The sequence below is a fragment of the Bradyrhizobium forestalis genome (genome assembly GCF_002795245.1).
Taxonomy (GTDB): Bacteria; Pseudomonadota; Alphaproteobacteria; order Rhizobiales; family Xanthobacteraceae; genus Bradyrhizobium; species Bradyrhizobium forestalis.
Genome location: NZ_PGVG01000001.1, coordinates 19,533 through 35,141, shown reverse-complemented (window position 1 = coordinate 35,141; position 15,609 = coordinate 19,533). Strand labels below are relative to the sequence as shown.

14 protein-coding genes are annotated in these 15,609 nt (G+C 63.5%); 3 read left to right on the top strand and 11 right to left on the bottom strand.

The annotated features are described in order from the left end of the window. Position 1: 1 nt before the first annotated feature. The 6 genes from CVM73_RS00180 to CVM73_RS00155 form a co-directional block, all read right to left on the bottom strand. Positions 2-1,219, bottom strand: a complete 1,218-nt coding sequence (locus CVM73_RS00180) for an NAD(P)/FAD-dependent oxidoreductase (RefSeq protein WP_100230007.1) — start codon at positions 1,217-1,219, stop codon at positions 2-4. Positions 1,220-1,229: 10 nt separating this feature from the next. Next, the gene (locus tag CVM73_RS00175) at positions 1,230-1,658 is read right to left on the bottom strand and encodes a globin family protein (protein ID WP_100230378.1); all 429 of its coding nucleotides are present in this window, start codon (positions 1,656-1,658) and stop codon (positions 1,230-1,232) included. Between the two features lie 129 nt (positions 1,659-1,787). Then, on the bottom strand, positions 1,788-3,167 hold the full coding sequence (locus CVM73_RS00170; RefSeq protein ID WP_100230006.1) for an MFS transporter: 1,380 nt from the start codon (positions 3,165-3,167) through the stop codon (positions 1,788-1,790). 338 nt (positions 3,168-3,505) lie between these two features. Beyond that, the gene (locus tag CVM73_RS00165) at positions 3,506-4,300 is read right to left on the bottom strand and encodes an ABC transporter ATP-binding protein (RefSeq protein ID WP_100230005.1); all 795 of its coding nucleotides are present in this window, start codon (positions 4,298-4,300) and stop codon (positions 3,506-3,508) included. An 11-nt stretch (positions 4,301-4,311) separates the two neighbouring features. Next, positions 4,312-5,208 carry a nitrate ABC transporter permease gene (gene ntrB / locus CVM73_RS00160; protein ID WP_100230004.1) on the bottom strand — a complete coding sequence of 299 codons (897 nt, stop codon included), beginning with the start codon at positions 5,206-5,208 and terminating at the stop codon, positions 4,312-4,314. A 64-nt stretch (positions 5,209-5,272) separates the two neighbouring features. Then, on the bottom strand, positions 5,273-6,595 hold the full coding sequence (locus CVM73_RS00155) for a CmpA/NrtA family ABC transporter substrate-binding protein (RefSeq protein ID WP_100230003.1): 1,323 nt from the start codon (positions 6,593-6,595) through the stop codon (positions 5,273-5,275). A 679-nt stretch (positions 6,596-7,274) separates the two neighbouring features. Here CVM73_RS00155 and CVM73_RS00150 point away from each other — a divergent pair. Both CVM73_RS00150 and CVM73_RS00145 read left to right on the top strand, forming a co-directional pair. Continuing rightward, the gene (locus tag CVM73_RS00150; RefSeq protein ID WP_100230002.1) at positions 7,275-8,114 is read left to right on the top strand and encodes a formate/nitrite transporter family protein; all 840 of its coding nucleotides are present in this window, start codon (positions 7,275-7,277) and stop codon (positions 8,112-8,114) included. Between the two features lie 67 nt (positions 8,115-8,181). Next, the gene (locus CVM73_RS00145; protein WP_167406527.1) at positions 8,182-9,909 is read left to right on the top strand and encodes a bifunctional protein-serine/threonine kinase/phosphatase; all 1,728 of its coding nucleotides are present in this window, start codon (positions 8,182-8,184) and stop codon (positions 9,907-9,909) included. A 13-nt stretch (positions 9,910-9,922) separates the two neighbouring features. Here CVM73_RS00145 and CVM73_RS00140 read toward each other — a convergent pair whose 3' ends face one another. Beyond that, positions 9,923-10,840, bottom strand: coding sequence for an intradiol ring-cleavage dioxygenase (locus CVM73_RS00140; protein ID WP_100230001.1), 918 nt, complete (start codon positions 10,838-10,840; stop codon positions 9,923-9,925). Positions 10,841-11,004: 164 nt separating this feature from the next. Between CVM73_RS00140 and CVM73_RS00135 the strand changes: the two genes are divergently transcribed. Beyond that, a complete protein-coding gene (locus tag CVM73_RS00135) occupies positions 11,005-12,279 on the top strand; it encodes a serine hydrolase domain-containing protein (RefSeq protein WP_100230000.1) in 1,275 nt (424 codons plus the stop codon). Positions 12,280-12,322: 43 nt separating this feature from the next. On the opposite strand, the gene CVM73_RS00130 is transcribed toward CVM73_RS00135, so the two are convergent. From CVM73_RS00130 to CVM73_RS39925, 4 genes are all read right to left on the bottom strand, one after another. Beyond that, entirely contained in the window at positions 12,323-13,642 is a 1,320-nt protein-coding gene (locus CVM73_RS00130; RefSeq protein ID WP_100229999.1) for a TRAP transporter large permease, read from the bottom strand. Then, positions 13,639-14,154, bottom strand: a complete 516-nt coding sequence (locus CVM73_RS00125) for a TRAP transporter small permease (RefSeq protein WP_100229998.1) — start codon at positions 14,152-14,154, stop codon at positions 13,639-13,641. Before CVM73_RS00125 ends, CVM73_RS00130 begins: the two co-directional genes overlap by 4 nt. 82 nt (positions 14,155-14,236) lie before the next feature. Beyond that, on the bottom strand, positions 14,237-15,235 hold the full coding sequence (locus CVM73_RS00120) for a TRAP transporter substrate-binding protein (RefSeq protein ID WP_100229997.1): 999 nt from the start codon (positions 15,233-15,235) through the stop codon (positions 14,237-14,239). Positions 15,236-15,416: 181 nt separating this feature from the next. Continuing rightward, complete coding sequence (locus tag CVM73_RS39925; RefSeq protein ID WP_167406526.1) at positions 15,417-15,554, bottom strand: hypothetical protein; 138 nt, start codon at positions 15,552-15,554, stop codon at positions 15,417-15,419. Between the last annotated feature and the right edge of the window lie 55 nt (positions 15,555-15,609).

The window sequence follows — 15,609 nt, the reverse complement described above, 5'->3', positions numbered from 1 at the left end:
ATCAAGCTGCTTTCGAAGGCTGCGCAAGCGCGCGGCCGAACATCATGTCGGTGCGGATCGCTGCGACCTTGTCGCGATTGCGGATCAGCTCGAGGTACCAGAGCGCATCGACGGTATCGCCGATCAGCACGGCCCCGGTGAGGCGGCCGTCCGCGATCACGAGCTTCTTGTAGGTGCCGCGCCTACGGTCTGACAGCACGAGGCTCTCGCTACCCTCCCCGCCCATGAAGTCGCCGGCGGAGAACACGCTGACGCCGGAGACCTTCAGATTGGTCGAGACCACGCTGCCCTGATAGGCGGCGGGGCGGCCGGCCAGATGCCGCGCCAGCACGCGCGCCTGCTCATAGGCCGGCTGGACCAGGCCATAGCAGCTGCCGCGATGCTCGGCGCATTCGCCGAGCGCAAAGATATCGGACGAGGAGGTCTGCATCACGTCGTTGACGACGACGCCGCGATTGACCGCAATCCCCGCCTCTTTCGCCAGCGCCACGTTCGGCTTGATGCCGGCGGCAAAGATCACCGCCTCGGCTTCGATGCGGCTGCCGTCGGCAAGCTCGACGCCCTCGACATGACCGTCGCCATGGATGCACTTCGTGCTGGCATTGAGCAGGATGCGGATGCCCTTGCGCTCGACCAGCGTCTTGAGCAGATCGGCCGCGGGCGCATCGAGCTGACGCTCCATCAGCCGGTCCATCAGATGCAGCAGCGTCACCGGCGCGCCGGCCTTGGCGAGACCGTAGGCAGCTTCGAGCCCAAGCAGGCCGCCACCGACAACGACGACGCGCTTCTTCGCCGCAGCCAGCGTCAGCAGCAGGTCGACATCGCGCGTATCGCGAAACGTGTGCACGCCGGCAAGATCGGCGCCTGGCACGTTGAGCCGCAGCGGCGTCGATCCCGTGGCGAGCACGAGCTTGGAATATTCCATGCTCTCCTCGCCGGCGATCTTGAGCTCGCGACGACCGGTGTCGATCTCGGTGACGCGATAGCCGTAGCGCACCGTGACGCCGCGATGGCGCCACCAGTCGGCCGGCCGAAGCTCGATCTCATGCGAGCCGGTCTCGCCGGCCAGCACGGAGGAGAGCAGCACGCGGTTGTAAGCGAGCCGCGGCTCTTCGCCGATCACGGCGACCGCGTAGCGGCCGAGCGCGGTCTTGGCGAGCTCGTCGACCAGACGCGCGGCCGCCATACCGTTACCGACGATGACCAGCGGTTCACTCACAAGGCATCTCCTATTCGGCGGCCTGCGCTTGTGCGCCGTAGGCCTCGGACATCATGTAGCCGGACAGCACGCCGTAGGCGTCGGTCCAGGCCGTGGCGAGTTCGGGCGTCCAGGCCTCGCCGAGGCCCTTCTCCAGGGTCCACAGCAAGGTCGCGCCGACCACGGGGTAGTGCTCGGCGGTGGCGCCGTAGGCGACGTGGCGCTTGGCGAGCGCGGAGGCCGCGGGAAGAATCGAGTCCAGGTTCGACAGGCCGCCGACCACGGCGGCGAGCATGCCCATCAGCTTCTTGCGTTGCTCGGTCATGTCCTCGGGAAACATCGCGCGCACCGACGGAGCCACCTCGAACAGGCGATCGTAGAACAGCACCGCAGCCTGCTCCGATATCGGCGCGACCTTGGAAAAGCTCTGCTGAATGAGCGTGATCTGTTCTGGCGTCATGATGTTCTCCTGTCTGTTTCGGTCTGCCTTCGTCCGCGCCATTGCGGAAAAAGTTCATGGGTCAAACGTCATCAGAGAGACTCCTCCCCGCGTACGGGGAGAAGCGACATTCGTGCCAAGTGGTCGTGCTCAAACACGCGCTTCGGCGAGGCTTGGCGCGCCCTCACCCTGCGGGCTGCGACGCAGGTAGAACCACCAGGTCAGAGCGAGGCAGGAGCCGTAGAAGGCAAGGTAGATCGCGAGCGCGAGCTGCGGCCCGCCGGTCATGGCGATCGACTTGCCGAAACCGCTCGGGATCAGATAGCCGCCGACGGCACCGATCGCGCCGATGAAACCGACCGCCGCACCGCTCTCGATGCTCGCGGTCTTCAGGGCAGCCGCACGCGCGACATCGCCCTTGCCGCGCACCCTGAACAGATTCTCCTCACGGAAAATCGAGGGGATCATGCGGTAGGTCGAGCCGTTGCCGATGCCCGTCGTCACGAACAGGATCAGGAACATCGACAGGAAGCCGATGAAATCCTTCTGCCCGACGAAGTAGAGCACGCCGACCGTGGCGCCCGCCATCAGGATGAAATTCCAGAACGTGATGATGGAGCCGCCGACCCGGTCGGCGAGCCAACCGCCGAGCGGACGCGACAGCGAGCCGACCAGCGGGCCGAGGAAGGCGATCGAGATCGTCACGGTGGGGAACTGCGTCTTGAGCAGCAGCGGGAACGCGGCGGAGTAGCCGATGAAAGACCCGAACGTGCCGATATAGAGATACGCCATGATCCAGGTATGCCTGCGCTTGACGATCGCAAGCTGGTTCTTCACCGACGATTTCGCCGTGGTGAGGTTGTTCATGAAGAACACCGCGCCGAACACCGCGATCGCGATCGGCAGCACCCACATCAGGCCGGCATTCTGGAGGAAGATGCCGTCGACGGGCGTTGCCTGGAACAGGTTGAAGACGGCCAGCGTCATCAGGATCGGGGTCAGGAGCTGCACGCTGGAGACGCCGATATTGCCGCCGGCCGCGTTGAGGCCCAGCGCCCATCCCTTCATCCGGTCGGGGAAGAAGAAGGAGATGTTGGTCATGCTGGAGGCGAAATTGCCGCCGCCGAGACCGGCCGTCGAGGCGATCAGCAGCATCAGCCAGAACGGTGTGTCGGGTTGGCTCACGAAATAGGCCAGCGACAGCGTCGGAATGAACAGGATCGCCGCGCTGAAGATGGTCCAGTTGCGGCCGCCGAACGTCGTCACCGCGAAAGTGTAGGGAAAGCGGATCAAGGCGCCGATCAGGCCCGGCACGGCAATCAGCTGGAACAACTGGTCGGTGCTGTAGTGGAAGCCGGCCTGGGGCAGCTTGGTGGTGACGATGCTCCAGATCAGCCAGACCGAGAAGCCGATATGTTCGGCCACGATCGACCAGATCAGGTTGCGTCGCGCGATAGTCTTGCCAGTCGCATTCCAGAACGCCTCATCTTCGGGGCGCCAGTCTGAAATCCAAGTAGGATTCTTCGTCATTGAGTATCCCTTCTAAGCTCACCGCTGCGTCGTTGCAGGCTCAGCCTCCGGCCACGGAGGCGCGCTCCGAGGCTTCACCCCGGTGGCGAGTCACGATGCTGATTGATGATGTTGAGGGACGTCGTCGTTGGCGTCGCGCAAAGACGTTTCAATTTTCGTGCCAACTGCGCAGACGCTGGTAATACAGGGATTTCAGGATGTTATTCGCATTGCCCGAAATTCTTGCAGGGCTTTTTCGCTCGCATAATTTGCGATTCGCTCAATCCTTGTGCGACGCACAAGGATTGAGCGAGGTGTCGATTATTTAGGCGCGAACGTTCCGCGCATTAAACTTTGGTTTACGCGGCCTCAACGAAGCGATGACGCTCGTAGAGGAATTCGAGCACGCGCTGACGGCACTTCAGATACGTGGCGCTGGTCGCGAGCTCGAGCCGCTTGCGGGGCCGTGCCAGCGGCACCTCCAGCACCTCACCGATGCGCGCACTCGGCCCGTTCGTCATCATCACGATGCGGTCGGACAAGAGCACGGCCTCGTCGACGTCATGGGTGATCATCAGAATGGTGTTGCCGAGCTTCTGATGCAGCGCCATCACCGAGTCCTGCAAGTGGGCGCGGGTCAGCGCGTCGAGCGCGCCGAACGGCTCGTCCAGCAGCAGCACCTTCGGCTCCATGGCGAGCGCCCGCGCAATGCCGACGCGCTGCTTCATGCCACCGGAGATTTCGGAAGGACGCTTGTCCCTGGCATGGGCCATCTGCACGAGGTTGAGATTGTGCATCACCCAGGCGTCGCGCTCGGCGCGGGACTTGGTCTTGGCGAAAACCTTGTCGACGCCGAGCTTGACGTTCTCGTAGACGGTCAGCCACGGCAGCAGGCTGTGGTTCTGGAACACCACGGCGCGATCGGGCCCCGGCGAGTTCACCTCGCGGTTTTCCAGCAGCACGCCGCCGGTGGTGGCGGTCGTGAGCCCCGCGATGATGTTGAGCAGGGTCGACTTGCCGCAGCCGGAATGGCCGATGATCGAGACGTATTCGCCCTTTTCGATCGTGAGGTTGATGTCCTTCAGCACCTCCGTGGTGGCGGCGCCGCGGGTGAAGACCTTGTCGATGTGATCGAGCTTCAGATAGGCGGTCATGTCCCCTCTCCTCAGTTCTGCGCGGTGCCGCGGGTGACGAACTTGCCGAGGCCAGCGATCATGCGGTCCAGCACGAAGCCGACGATGCCGACATAGAACAGCGCCAGGATGATCTCGCTGATATGCGAGGAGTTCCAGGCGTCCCAGATGAAGAAGCCGATGCCGACGCCGCCGATCAGCATTTCGGCCGCGACGATCGCAAGCCACGACAGGCCGATGCCGATGCGAAGGCCCGTGAAGATGTAGGGCGCGGCCGCCGGGATCATGATCTTGGAGAAGAACTCGAGCGGGTTGAGCTGCACCACCGCCGCGACGTTGCGATAGTCCTGCGGAATGTTGCGGATGCCGACCGCGGTGTTGATGATGATCGGCCAGATCGAGGTGATGAAGATGACGAAGATCGCCGAGGGCTGGCCGTCGCGGAACGCCGCGAGCGAGAGCGGCAGCCAGGCGAGCGGCGGAATGGTGCGCAGCACCTGGAACAGCGGATCGAGCCCCCGCATCGCCCAGACCGACTGCCCAACCAGCACGCCGAGCGCGATGCCGGCGATCGCCGAGAGCGAGTAGCCGAAGGCGACGCGCTGGAGACTGGCGGACAGATGCCAGAACAGGCCCTTGTCGATGCCGCCATGATCGAAGAACGGATCGAGGATCAGCTCCTTGGTGTCCTTGAACACTCTTGACGGCGGCGGCAGCGCCGAGCCGGCTCTCCGGCAGACCAGCTCCCACACCAGCGTCAGCAGCGCGATCACGACCAGCGGCGGGATCACGCGAACAGCGGTCTCCCTGGCCATGCGCGCGTAGGTCTCGGCGCGCGGCGGCCGCTTCGGCGTCAGCGCGACGACTGGCGCAGCGGCTGCGGCAGGCGTCGCGGTCTCAACCTCAATCTTCGTGGCAGGCATGTTCATCGCAATCTCTCTCCGGCTTGGCAAGGACGATGCGGCCGCCCCAAAGGCGGCCGCAGGGGCTCCATCAGACTTCGACGCGCTTGATCGCGAGCGACTTCAGATAGGCAGCCGGATTTTCCGGATCGAACACCTTGCCGTCGAAGAAGGTCTCCTTGCCGCGCGAGGTGGAGGCCGGAATGTCGGCAGCGGCGACGCCGAGGGTCTTGGCCGCGTCGCGCCACATGTCCTCGCGGTTGACCTTGGCGATCAGCGCCTTGCTGTCGAAACCAGCCTCGTATTTGCCCCAGCGGATGTCCTCGGTCATGAACCAGAGATCATGGCTCTGGAACGGATAGGAGGCATGGTCGCGCCAGTACTTCATGATGTGCGGCGAATTCTCGATCACCTTGCCGGGGAGGCCGTAGTCGAACTTGCCCTTGGCGCGATCGGCGATGTCCTCGACCGGGCAGTTGATCCACTGGCGCTTCGCCATGATGGTGGCGAGCTCTTCCTTGTTCTCGGCCTTGTCGGCCCATTGCTGGGCCTCCATCACCGCCATCAGGATCGCCTTTGCGGCCTTCGGGTTCTTGTCGACCCAGGCCGCGCGCATGCCGAGCGACTTTTCGGGATGCTTGCTCCAGATCTCACCGGTGTTGACCGCGGTGTAGCCGATGCCCTGGTGGACCAGTTGCCCGGGCCAGGGCTCGCCCACGCAGAACGCGTCCATGGTGCCGACCTTCATGTTCGCCACCATCTGCGGCGGCGGCACGGTGATGGTCTCGACGTCCTTGTCGGGGTCGATGCCGCCTGCGGCGAGCCAATAGCGGATCCAGAGATCATGCGTGCCGCCCGGGAAGGTCATCGCGACCTTGGCCGACTTGCCTTCGGCCTTCTTCTTCTCGAACGCGGCCTTGAGCACCGAGGCATCCGCGCCGACCTTGAGGCCGGCATATTCCTTGGCGACCGAGATGCACTGGGCATCGAGATTGAGCCGCGCCAGGATGTACATCGGCGTCGGCTGGTTGTTCTGCGTCACCTTGCCGGCCGAGATCAGATACGGCATCGGGGTGAGGATATGCGCGCCGTCGATGCCGTTGCCTTCGGAGCCGAGCACGAGGTTGTCGCGCGTGGTGCCCCAGGACGCCTGCTTCTGCACGTCAGTGTCGGGCACGCCGTATTTGGCGAACAGGCCCTTGTCCTTGGCGACGAAGAGCGGGCCGGCATCGGAGAGCGCGATGAAGCCGAGCTTGGCCCCCTTGACCTCAGGGCCTGCGTCCTGCGCGAAGGCGCCGGCAGGGAAATTCAGTTTGGCGGCGGCAAGAAGAGCAGCGGTCGAGCCGGTGGCCTTCAACAATTGACGGCGGCTGAGGCCAGTCGTTTCGGAGGGCCGGCGGGTGCGTTTGGTCATAGGCAGTGTCGTCCTTTGCGTCGTTGCGGAATGATTTGCGGCTGTGCGCGCGAGCAGCCCGTCCGTCCGTGGCGCCGTCTTTGGCGCATGCGAACGCACGACGGGGAGGACCCCCGTCTGGTGGCGTCAGCAAATCGGATGAGAAAGTCTCGCGGGACGGCTTCAATGGCGTCGGCCTGGAACTATTCAAGCTTCGTGCCAAGCCCGACACTGGGAAAAACATCTAATAATCAGTGCCTTGAAGAGGCCGCGCCAGACTGTCGCAGGAGAGCTCCGCATCTGAAATTTGCGAACTGCTCAATACTTGTGCGGCGCACAAATCTTGTGCAGTCGCCCATGCAAGAGGCCCCGACCGCATCATGAGCGGATCGAGCGGCGCCATATCATATTGATATATCTACACCTTTCCGACGTAGCCGGACGGCACGCAACTTGCTTCTCCTGTGACGTCAACGAAGACTGCGGCTTGCCGCATTGTTGCAGCCTCTGGCGGCTGCATCCCGGAAGCTCAACTGCTTCGCGGCCTTCCCGGCTTTAAAGTCCTCGTGACGCGATTCCCAAGGCTTCCAGACTTTCCATAGCCCTCGTGCGCGGCCGGCCAGCCCGCACGGCCGATGACGTTCAGCCGCGCTCTCTGAGGGGGCGTGCGATCTCACTTACGAAGCAAAAGGAACCATTGATGTCGTATCTCGCGCCTTCGGAATTCGTCACCAAGATGGTGGATGCGGGCGAGTCCAAGATCTTCATGTCCACCCGGGATACCGTCATCCGGGCTTACATGGCCGGCGCGATCCTCGCCCTCGCCGCCTGGTTCGCCGTCACGATCAACGTGAACACCGGCCAACCACTGATCGGCGCGCTGCTGTTCCCGGTCGGCTTCGTCATGCTCTATCTCTTAGGCTTCGATCTCCTCACCGGCGTCTTCGTGCTCTCCCCGCTCGCCTTGATCGACAAGCGCCCCGGCGTCACGCTCAGTGGCGTGCTGCGCAACTGGGGCCTCGTGTTTGTCGGCAACTTCGCCGGCGCCTTCACCGTGGCCTTCATGATGGCCTTCGTCACGACCTTCGGCTTCACCCAGGCACCCGACAAGGTCGGCGCTGCCATCGGCAATATCGGCGAGGGCCGAACCCTCGGCTATGCCGCGCACGGCGCGGCAGGCATGGCGACATTGTTCATGCGCGGCATGCTCTGCAACTGGATGGTCTCGACCGGCGTCGTCGGCGCCATGATCTCGACCTCGGTCTCCGGCAAGGTCATCGCGATGTGGATGCCGATCCTGGTGTTCTTCTACATGGTGTTCGAGCATTCCGTCGTGAACATGTTCCTGTTCCCGTCGGGGCTGATGCTGCACGCCAAGTTCTCGATCATGGACTATCTGATCTGGAACGAGATTCCGACCGTGCTCGGCAACCTCGTCGGCGGCCTCGCCTTCACCGGCATGACCCTCTACGCCACGCATGTCATGACGCTGCCGAAGCGCCTGGCCGACAAGGCTCCGAAGCCCCGCGTCGCGGCCTGATCACACGCACCTCAACAAGAGAGCCTCGCCCGTGTAGGGTGAGGTTCTCTTTGCCTTGGTGGCGACGATGACCTCCGGTCTCCTGATCTCGGTCGGCCAGCATTCCGACAAGGGTCGCAAGCCCGTCAACCAGGACTTTCACGGCGTCCTGATTCCGGAGGAGCCGCTGCTCAGCCTGAAGGGCATCGCGGCTGTCCTCGCCGACGGCATCTCCTCCAGCACGGTGAGCCAGATCGCCAGCGAGTCGGCGGTCAAGAGCTTCCTGATGGATTATTACTGCACGTCGGAATCCTGGACGGTGAAGACCTCCGCCCGCCGCGTGCTGGAGGCGACCAATTCCTGGCTGCATGCGCAGACGCGCAAGAGCCAATATGCCTATGACCGCGACAAGGGCTATGTCTGCACCCTCAGCGCCATGGTCATCAAGGCGGCTACCGCGCACATCTTTCACGTCGGCGACTGCCGCATCTACCGCGTCGCCGGCAAGGCGCTCGAACAGCTGACCGACGATCACCGCATCATCGTGTCGTCGGAGCAGACCTATCTCGGCCGCGCGCTCGGCATCAATCCGCAGCTCGAGATCGACTACCAGACGGTCGAGATCCAGGCCGGCGATACGTTCCTGCTGGCTACCGACGGTGCGTATGAATTCGTCGATCATCGCTTCGTCACGAGCGCCATCAACGAGCATGCAGCCGAACTCGACGGGGCGGCGAAGGCGATCGTCGAGGAGGCCTATCGGCGCGGCAGCGACGACAACATCACCGTCCAGATCCTGCGGATCGATGCAGTGCCGGAGGAAACGGGCGTTTTCGATCGGACCTCGACGCTGCCCCTGCCGCCTCTGTTGGAGCCGCGGGCGGCGTTCGATGGCTACCGGATCATCCGGGAGATCCACGGCAGCAGCCGCAGCCACATCTATCTCGCCATCGATGCGGAGACCGAGGAAACAGTCGCACTCAAGATTCCCTCGATCGATCTGCGCGACAACCAGGCCTATCTGAAGCGCTTCCTGATGGAGGAATGGATTGCTCGGCGGATCGACAGTCCATACGTGCTCAAGCCGCAGTCGAGATCGACCCGGCGCAACTACCTTTACGTCGCGACCGAGTTCGTCGAGGGGCAGACGCTGCGGCAGTGGATGCTCGACAATCCGCGTCCCGATCTGGAGACGGTGCGCAGGATCGTCGAGCAGATCGCCACCGGGCTTCGCGCCTTCCACCGCATGGAGATGCTGCACCAGGATCTCAGGCCCGACAACGTCCTGATCGACAAGACCGGCACCGCCAAGATCATCGACTTCGGATCGGTCAGGGTCGCGGGCGTCGCCGAAGCGGCGCCGAGATCGGCCGACGCCGAAATTCTCGGCACGGTCCAATACACGGCGCCGGAGTATTTCCTTGGCGAGGGCGGATCGCCCCGGTCCGACATGTTCTCACTGGCCGCCATCTGCTACCAGATGCTCACCGGGCATCTGCCCTACGGCGCCCAGCTTGCCAAGATCCGGGGACGATCGGACGCGTGGAAATTGCGATATCGCCCCGCGATCGATGCCGAGCGGGGCATCCCGGGCTGGATCGACGGCGCGCTCAGGAAAGCGCTGCATCCAGATCCCTACAAGCGCCACGAAGATCTCTCCGAGTTCGTCTTCGAGCTCAGAAATCCCAATCCGGCCTATCTCGCCACGCGGACCACGCCTCTGCTGGAGCGCAATCCGCTGCTGTTCTGGAAGCTGACCACGGCGATCCTCGCCTGCGCGGTCATCGTGCTGCTCGCAGTGCTCCGGCTGCGATAGCCGTAAGGCCGGATCACGCCGGCTCCGCCGCCTTCACCCCCAGCGGCTTCGGCGCCATGCCGCCACCCGGCTTGAGGTGGAATTCGTAGGTCATCAGGTGCCACCGCCCGCTCGTCTTGGTGCCGTCAGGCATCGCCGGCTCGTTGCGCGGCTCGACCTTGGCGACGAGGTCGTCCTTGACGCCGAACACCACGTCGGAATCGAGATATTTGTCGCCATCCATGAAGACGTGGGTGATCAACGGCTCATAGCCCTTCGCGTTGACCAGGAAGTGCACATGCGCCGGACGCATCGGATGGCGGTTGGTCTGCACAATCATCTCCCCAACGGGACCGTCGGTCGGGATCGGGTAACTGCACGGCAGGATGGTGCGGAAGAAGAAGCGGCCGTCGCTATCGGTGATGAAGCGCGCGCGCGCCGAGGCGCCGACCTCGTCATAGTTCGGCTTCTGGGAATCATAGAAGCCGTCGTCATCGGCATGCCAGACATCGACGGGAACGCCGGCGAGCGGCTTGCCCTTGAGATCGGTGACGCGGCTCTGCACGAACATGCGTTCGCCCGTCTGATTATTCGGCGAGATGTCGGTGCCGTGCGCGGTCACCTTGTGCTCACCGACATAGAACGGGCCGAGCACCGTGGTCTCCGTGGCGCCCTCGCGGTCGCGGTGATTGACGGCATCCACCAGCATGGAGACGCCGAGCACGTCGGACAAGAGAATGAACTCCTGGCGGGTGTCGGTGCATTTCTGCCCGGTCCGGGTCAGGAAATCGACGGCGTATTCCCATTCTTCGAAGGTGAGATCGGTCTTGCTCACGTAATCGTGCAGCGACTTCACCAGTTCCTGGAGCAGGAATTTCGCACGCGGGTTCGGCGTCTGGTCGAAGCTCTTGATGACGGCTTCGGTGAGTTCGGTCTCATTGAACTGGGTCATGGTGCGTTTGCCCTCACGTTCTTCTCGTTGGCCCAGGCGGGCTCCTTGGAGGCATTCCAAGGTTGAGTCTACACCAACCGGCCCGGCCTCGTTAAGCGCAACCGACTTGGAATGGGGCCGCCATTTCGGTATCAACTTTCTGACAAAAAGCCCCGGAGGAACTGATGCTCGCCCCCACCCCCGCCTCGCCCGAATCCGTCGGCATGTCCAAGGCCGCGCTCGACCGCGTCGATGCGCATCTCAGGCGCCGGTACATCGATGCCGGCCGTTTCCCGGGCACGCAGCTCCTGGTCTATCGCCGAGGCAAGATCGCCCACAGCTCGGTGCAGGGCTTCGCCGACGTCGAGCGCAAGGTCCCGGTCAAGGACGACACCATCTACCGCATCTATTCCATGACCAAGCCGCTCACCAGCGTCGCCTTCATGATGCTGGTGGAGGAAGGCCTCGTCGCGATCGATGAGCCCGTGGCTAAATACATTCCGGAATGGAAGGATCTCGGCGTATTCGTCGCCGGCACCTACCCGGCCTTCCTGACGCGGCCGCCGTCCCGGCCAATGCTGATCGTCGACCTCCTGCGCCACACGTCCGGGTTAACGTACGGCTTCCAGCAGCGCTCCAACGTCGATGCCGCCTATCGCAGTGAGAAGATCGGCGAGGTCGAGAAATCAGGTACGCTCCAGACCATGATCGAGGGCCTCGCCAAGGTTCCACTGGAATTCTCGCCGGGCGAGGCCTGGAACTACTCGGTCGCGACCGACGTGCTCGGCTACCTCATCGGCAAGATTTCGGGGATGCCGTTCGAACAGTTTCTGAAGCAGCGCATTCTCGATCCGCTCGGCATGAACGACACCGATTTCCACGTGCCGGCCTCCAAGGCGCATCGCTTTGCGGCCTGCTACTCGGCGGACCCCGGCGGCGGCATGACCTTCCATGCCGGCCAGCGCCGCGAGGGCATCACGCTGCAGGACGATCCGACGACGAGCTCGTTCCTGTCACCGCCCTCCTTCATCTCGGGCGGCGGCGGCCTCTGCTCGACGGTCGCCGACTATCTCACCTTCTGCCGCGCGCTGCTCAACGGCGGCGAGCTCGGCGGCGTCAGGCTGATCGGGCCGAAGACGCTGGCGTTGATGACCGCCAACCACATTCCCGGCGGACGCGCGCTGCCCGAAGTGTCGCGCTCGCTGTTCTCGGAAGCTGCCTATAATGGCATCGGCTTCGGCCTCGGCTTCGCCGTGACCATGCGCCCGGCCGAGACGCTGATTGCCGGCAGCCCCGGCGAATACAATTGGGGCGGTGCGGCCACGACCTCGTTCTGGATCGATCCGGCCGAGGAGCTGATCACGATCTTCATGACCCAGGTGCTGCCGTCGAGCGCCTACCCGATCCGGCGCGAGCTGCGCAGCATGGTCTACGCCGCCATTACCGAGAGCAATCTGTAATTGATGGATGCGATCCCGCGGCTGACGCCGCGGGATCGCACGCTCATTTGAGCATCTCCGGCACGATCAGGCGCGGCAGGAACAGCGACACGCTGGGCCAGACGATGACCGCCGCCAGCACGAGCAGCATCGGTATCAGCATGATCACCGTGTCCTTCAGGGCATAGCGCAGCCGCACGCCGGCGATCGAACAGGCGATCATCAGGCATAGGCCATAAGGGGGCGTCACCAGCCCAAAGGCCAGCGATACGATGGAAATGATCGCGAACTGGACCGGATGGAGATCGACGGACTTGGCGAGCGGCTCCAGCACGGTGCCGACGATGATGATCGCCGGGATGGCGTCGAGGAAGCAGCCCACCACCAGGAAGCAGAAGGAGATGAAGAAGCCGGCCGCAACGACGCCCATGCCCCATGTCGAAACGTTGGCCAGCAGCTCCTGCGGGATCTTGTAATAGGCGAGCAGCCAGCCAAACGCGCTGGCGGTGCCGACACAGAACAGCGCCACGCCGGCAAGACGCCCGGTATCGAGCAAGGCCTTGTACAATTCACGCAGACCTGTCTCGCGGTAGAAGAATGTCGAGAGCGCGACGGAATAAAGCACCGCGACGCAGGCGGACTCGGTCGCGGTGAACCACCCGAGCAGAATGCCGCCGACGATGATGAACGGCGTCATCATGGCCGGTATCGACCGCCAGATGGCGCTTCGCATCTCGACCCAGGTCGCCTTCGGATAGGTCGGGTAGCCGCGGCGCACCGCATAGATGTGCACCGTCGCCATCTGCGCACCCGCGATGAGCAAGCCCGGCACGATGCCGGCCAGATACATCGCCGCAATCGAGGTCGAGATCAGCCCACCCCACACGATCATGAGGATCGACGGCGGGATGATGACAGCCAGAACCGCAGACACCGCCGTGATGGCGATCGAGAACGAAAGGTCGTAACCTTCCTTGTTCTGCGCATCGATGAAGATCTTGGACTGGCTCGCCGCATCGGCGGTGGATGAGCCCGAGATACCTGCAAAGAACACCGACAGCACGACATTGATTTGCGCCAGCGATCCCGGCCAGTGCCCGACCATCGAGCGCGACAGTGCCACCAGGCGGTCGGTGATGCCGCCGATGCTCATCAGGTTCGCCGTCAACAGGAAGAACGGGACCGCCAGCAGGATGAATGAGTTGTACGCATTGAAAGTCTCCTGCGCGAGCATCATCAGCGACAGACGCGGCTCGATCAGCAGGATCGGCACACAGGCAAGGCCGAGCGCGAAAGCGACCGGCACGCGCACGATCAGCAGACCGATGAAGACCCCGAACAGCACCATCGCGGCCTGTCCGGCAGAAAGTACAGTGCCGCTCATCGCTGTGCCCCGACCAGAACGCGCATTTCATCCAGTATCTGTTCGCCCGCAAACACGATCCACGTCACGCCGGCCGCCGGCCAGGCGACGTGGATCAGCCAGAGCGGCAGATCGGCCAGCTCCGACGTCCTGTTCCAGGCGAAGCGCGTGAATTCGATCCCGGCCGACACAAACACGAGAGCCAGCGCCAGCACGCCCAGCCGCGCGATGATCCGCACCGCGGCCTCCGACCGCCGCGACAGGTCGGGCCACACGTCGACCTCGAAATGCTGCGCCTCCCGCACACCGACCATGGCCCCGATCATGATCGTCCAGATGAACAGGAACCGCGCCATTTCCTCCGTCCAGATGTAGGACGGAATGAAGGGCGTGTAGCGTGAGATGATTTGCAGCGTGACCGGGACAACGAGGATGCCGACGCAGGCGGCCAGCAGGAATTCCAGCAGTTTCGCATAGGCCGCGGTGACGCGACGCCACAGCGACGGCGTGGACGGGACATGCATTTCGGACATTGGAGCTCCGTACGGCGCTCATCCGCCACGTCCGGGCAGGAAGCGGGGCCTGCCCGGACTGTCATCGGCGGACAGAGCGACCTCAGACGACGTTGATCTTCTCGAAGATACCTTCCGCGCCGATCTCCTTGGCGTAGGTGGCCATCACGGGGTCGGCGAGCTTCTTCATCGCGTCGCGCTCCTCGAAAGGAACGCGCTTGAGCTTGCCGGCCTTCTCGAGCGTGTCGAGCTTGACGACCTCTTCGCTCGACTCGAGCTGACGGCCGTAATCGCCGGCCTCCTTGCCCGCCTTCATGATCGCGTCCTGCAAATCCTTCGGCAACGTCTTCAGCGTCTTTACCGAGAAGCAGATCGGCCGGATCGACACGGCGTGCTGGGTGAGGCTGAGATGCGGGGCCACTTCGTAGAACTTCATCGCCTCGACGCCCGCCGCCTCGTTCTCGCCGGCCGAGATCACTCCGTTCTGGATCGCGTTGTAGATTTCGTTATAGGCGATCACGGTCGGGCTCATGCCGACGGCCGCGAAGGTCTTCGACCAGATCGGCGCTCCCTGCACGCGAACCTTGAGCCCCCTAAGATCGGCGAGATTCTTGAGCGGCTTGTTGGCGAAGATGTTGCGGATGCCACCGCCGGCATAACCGATCAGAACGACCTCGGCCTTGGCCGCGACCTCGTCGGCGACCGGCGCCAGGATGTTGGCTTCGACGACCTTGTTCATGTGCTCGATGCCCTTGAACACGAAGGGCGCATCGATGAACGGAGCCGCCTTGGCGAAGGTCGACATGTGAGCCGGCGAGACGATGCCGTAATCGACCGCCTTGCCCTGCGACATGTACTCGAAATACTGCTTCTCGAGGCCGAGCGAGGAGTTCTTGTGCAGGGTGAAATTGACGGGCTTGCCGTAGTATTTCTTCACCAGCTCCTCGAACCGGATCAGCGCCCGGTTGAAAGCATGGTCGTCATTGAACTGGACCGCACCGTTCAGCGTGATCGGGGCTTGCGCCCTGAGGATCGACGGCATGCCGATCGTGGCCGCCGCAGTGGTTGCACCGATACCAGCGAGAAATGACCTTCGCTTCATCGTCTCCCCTCCCTTTTGATGCTCCAGCCCTGTCGCCGGGCCGTGAGCGCAGCCGCTATGCGGCATGCGAGAGGCAAGCGTATGAAAAACCTCAGCGGGACGGAAGTCATTTCGCGTGCGCTGGCGGCACTCTTCGGCGCGGGGCTACTCCTGCACGACCTGTTGCACTGCAACTTGCGCTTCAGCTGGGCGGCGAGGCAACCGTCGACTTCCTGCCGCGTGGCGTGGTCTGCACCGTGATCTGCACGCTGGACGAGGCGACCTGATCCGCGGCCTCCTGCAGCACATATCGCAACGCAGCACAGCCGACCTGCGACAATTGCGCTTGCCCTCACCCAAACATCCGATGTTAAACATCGGATGATTGTGCAGCT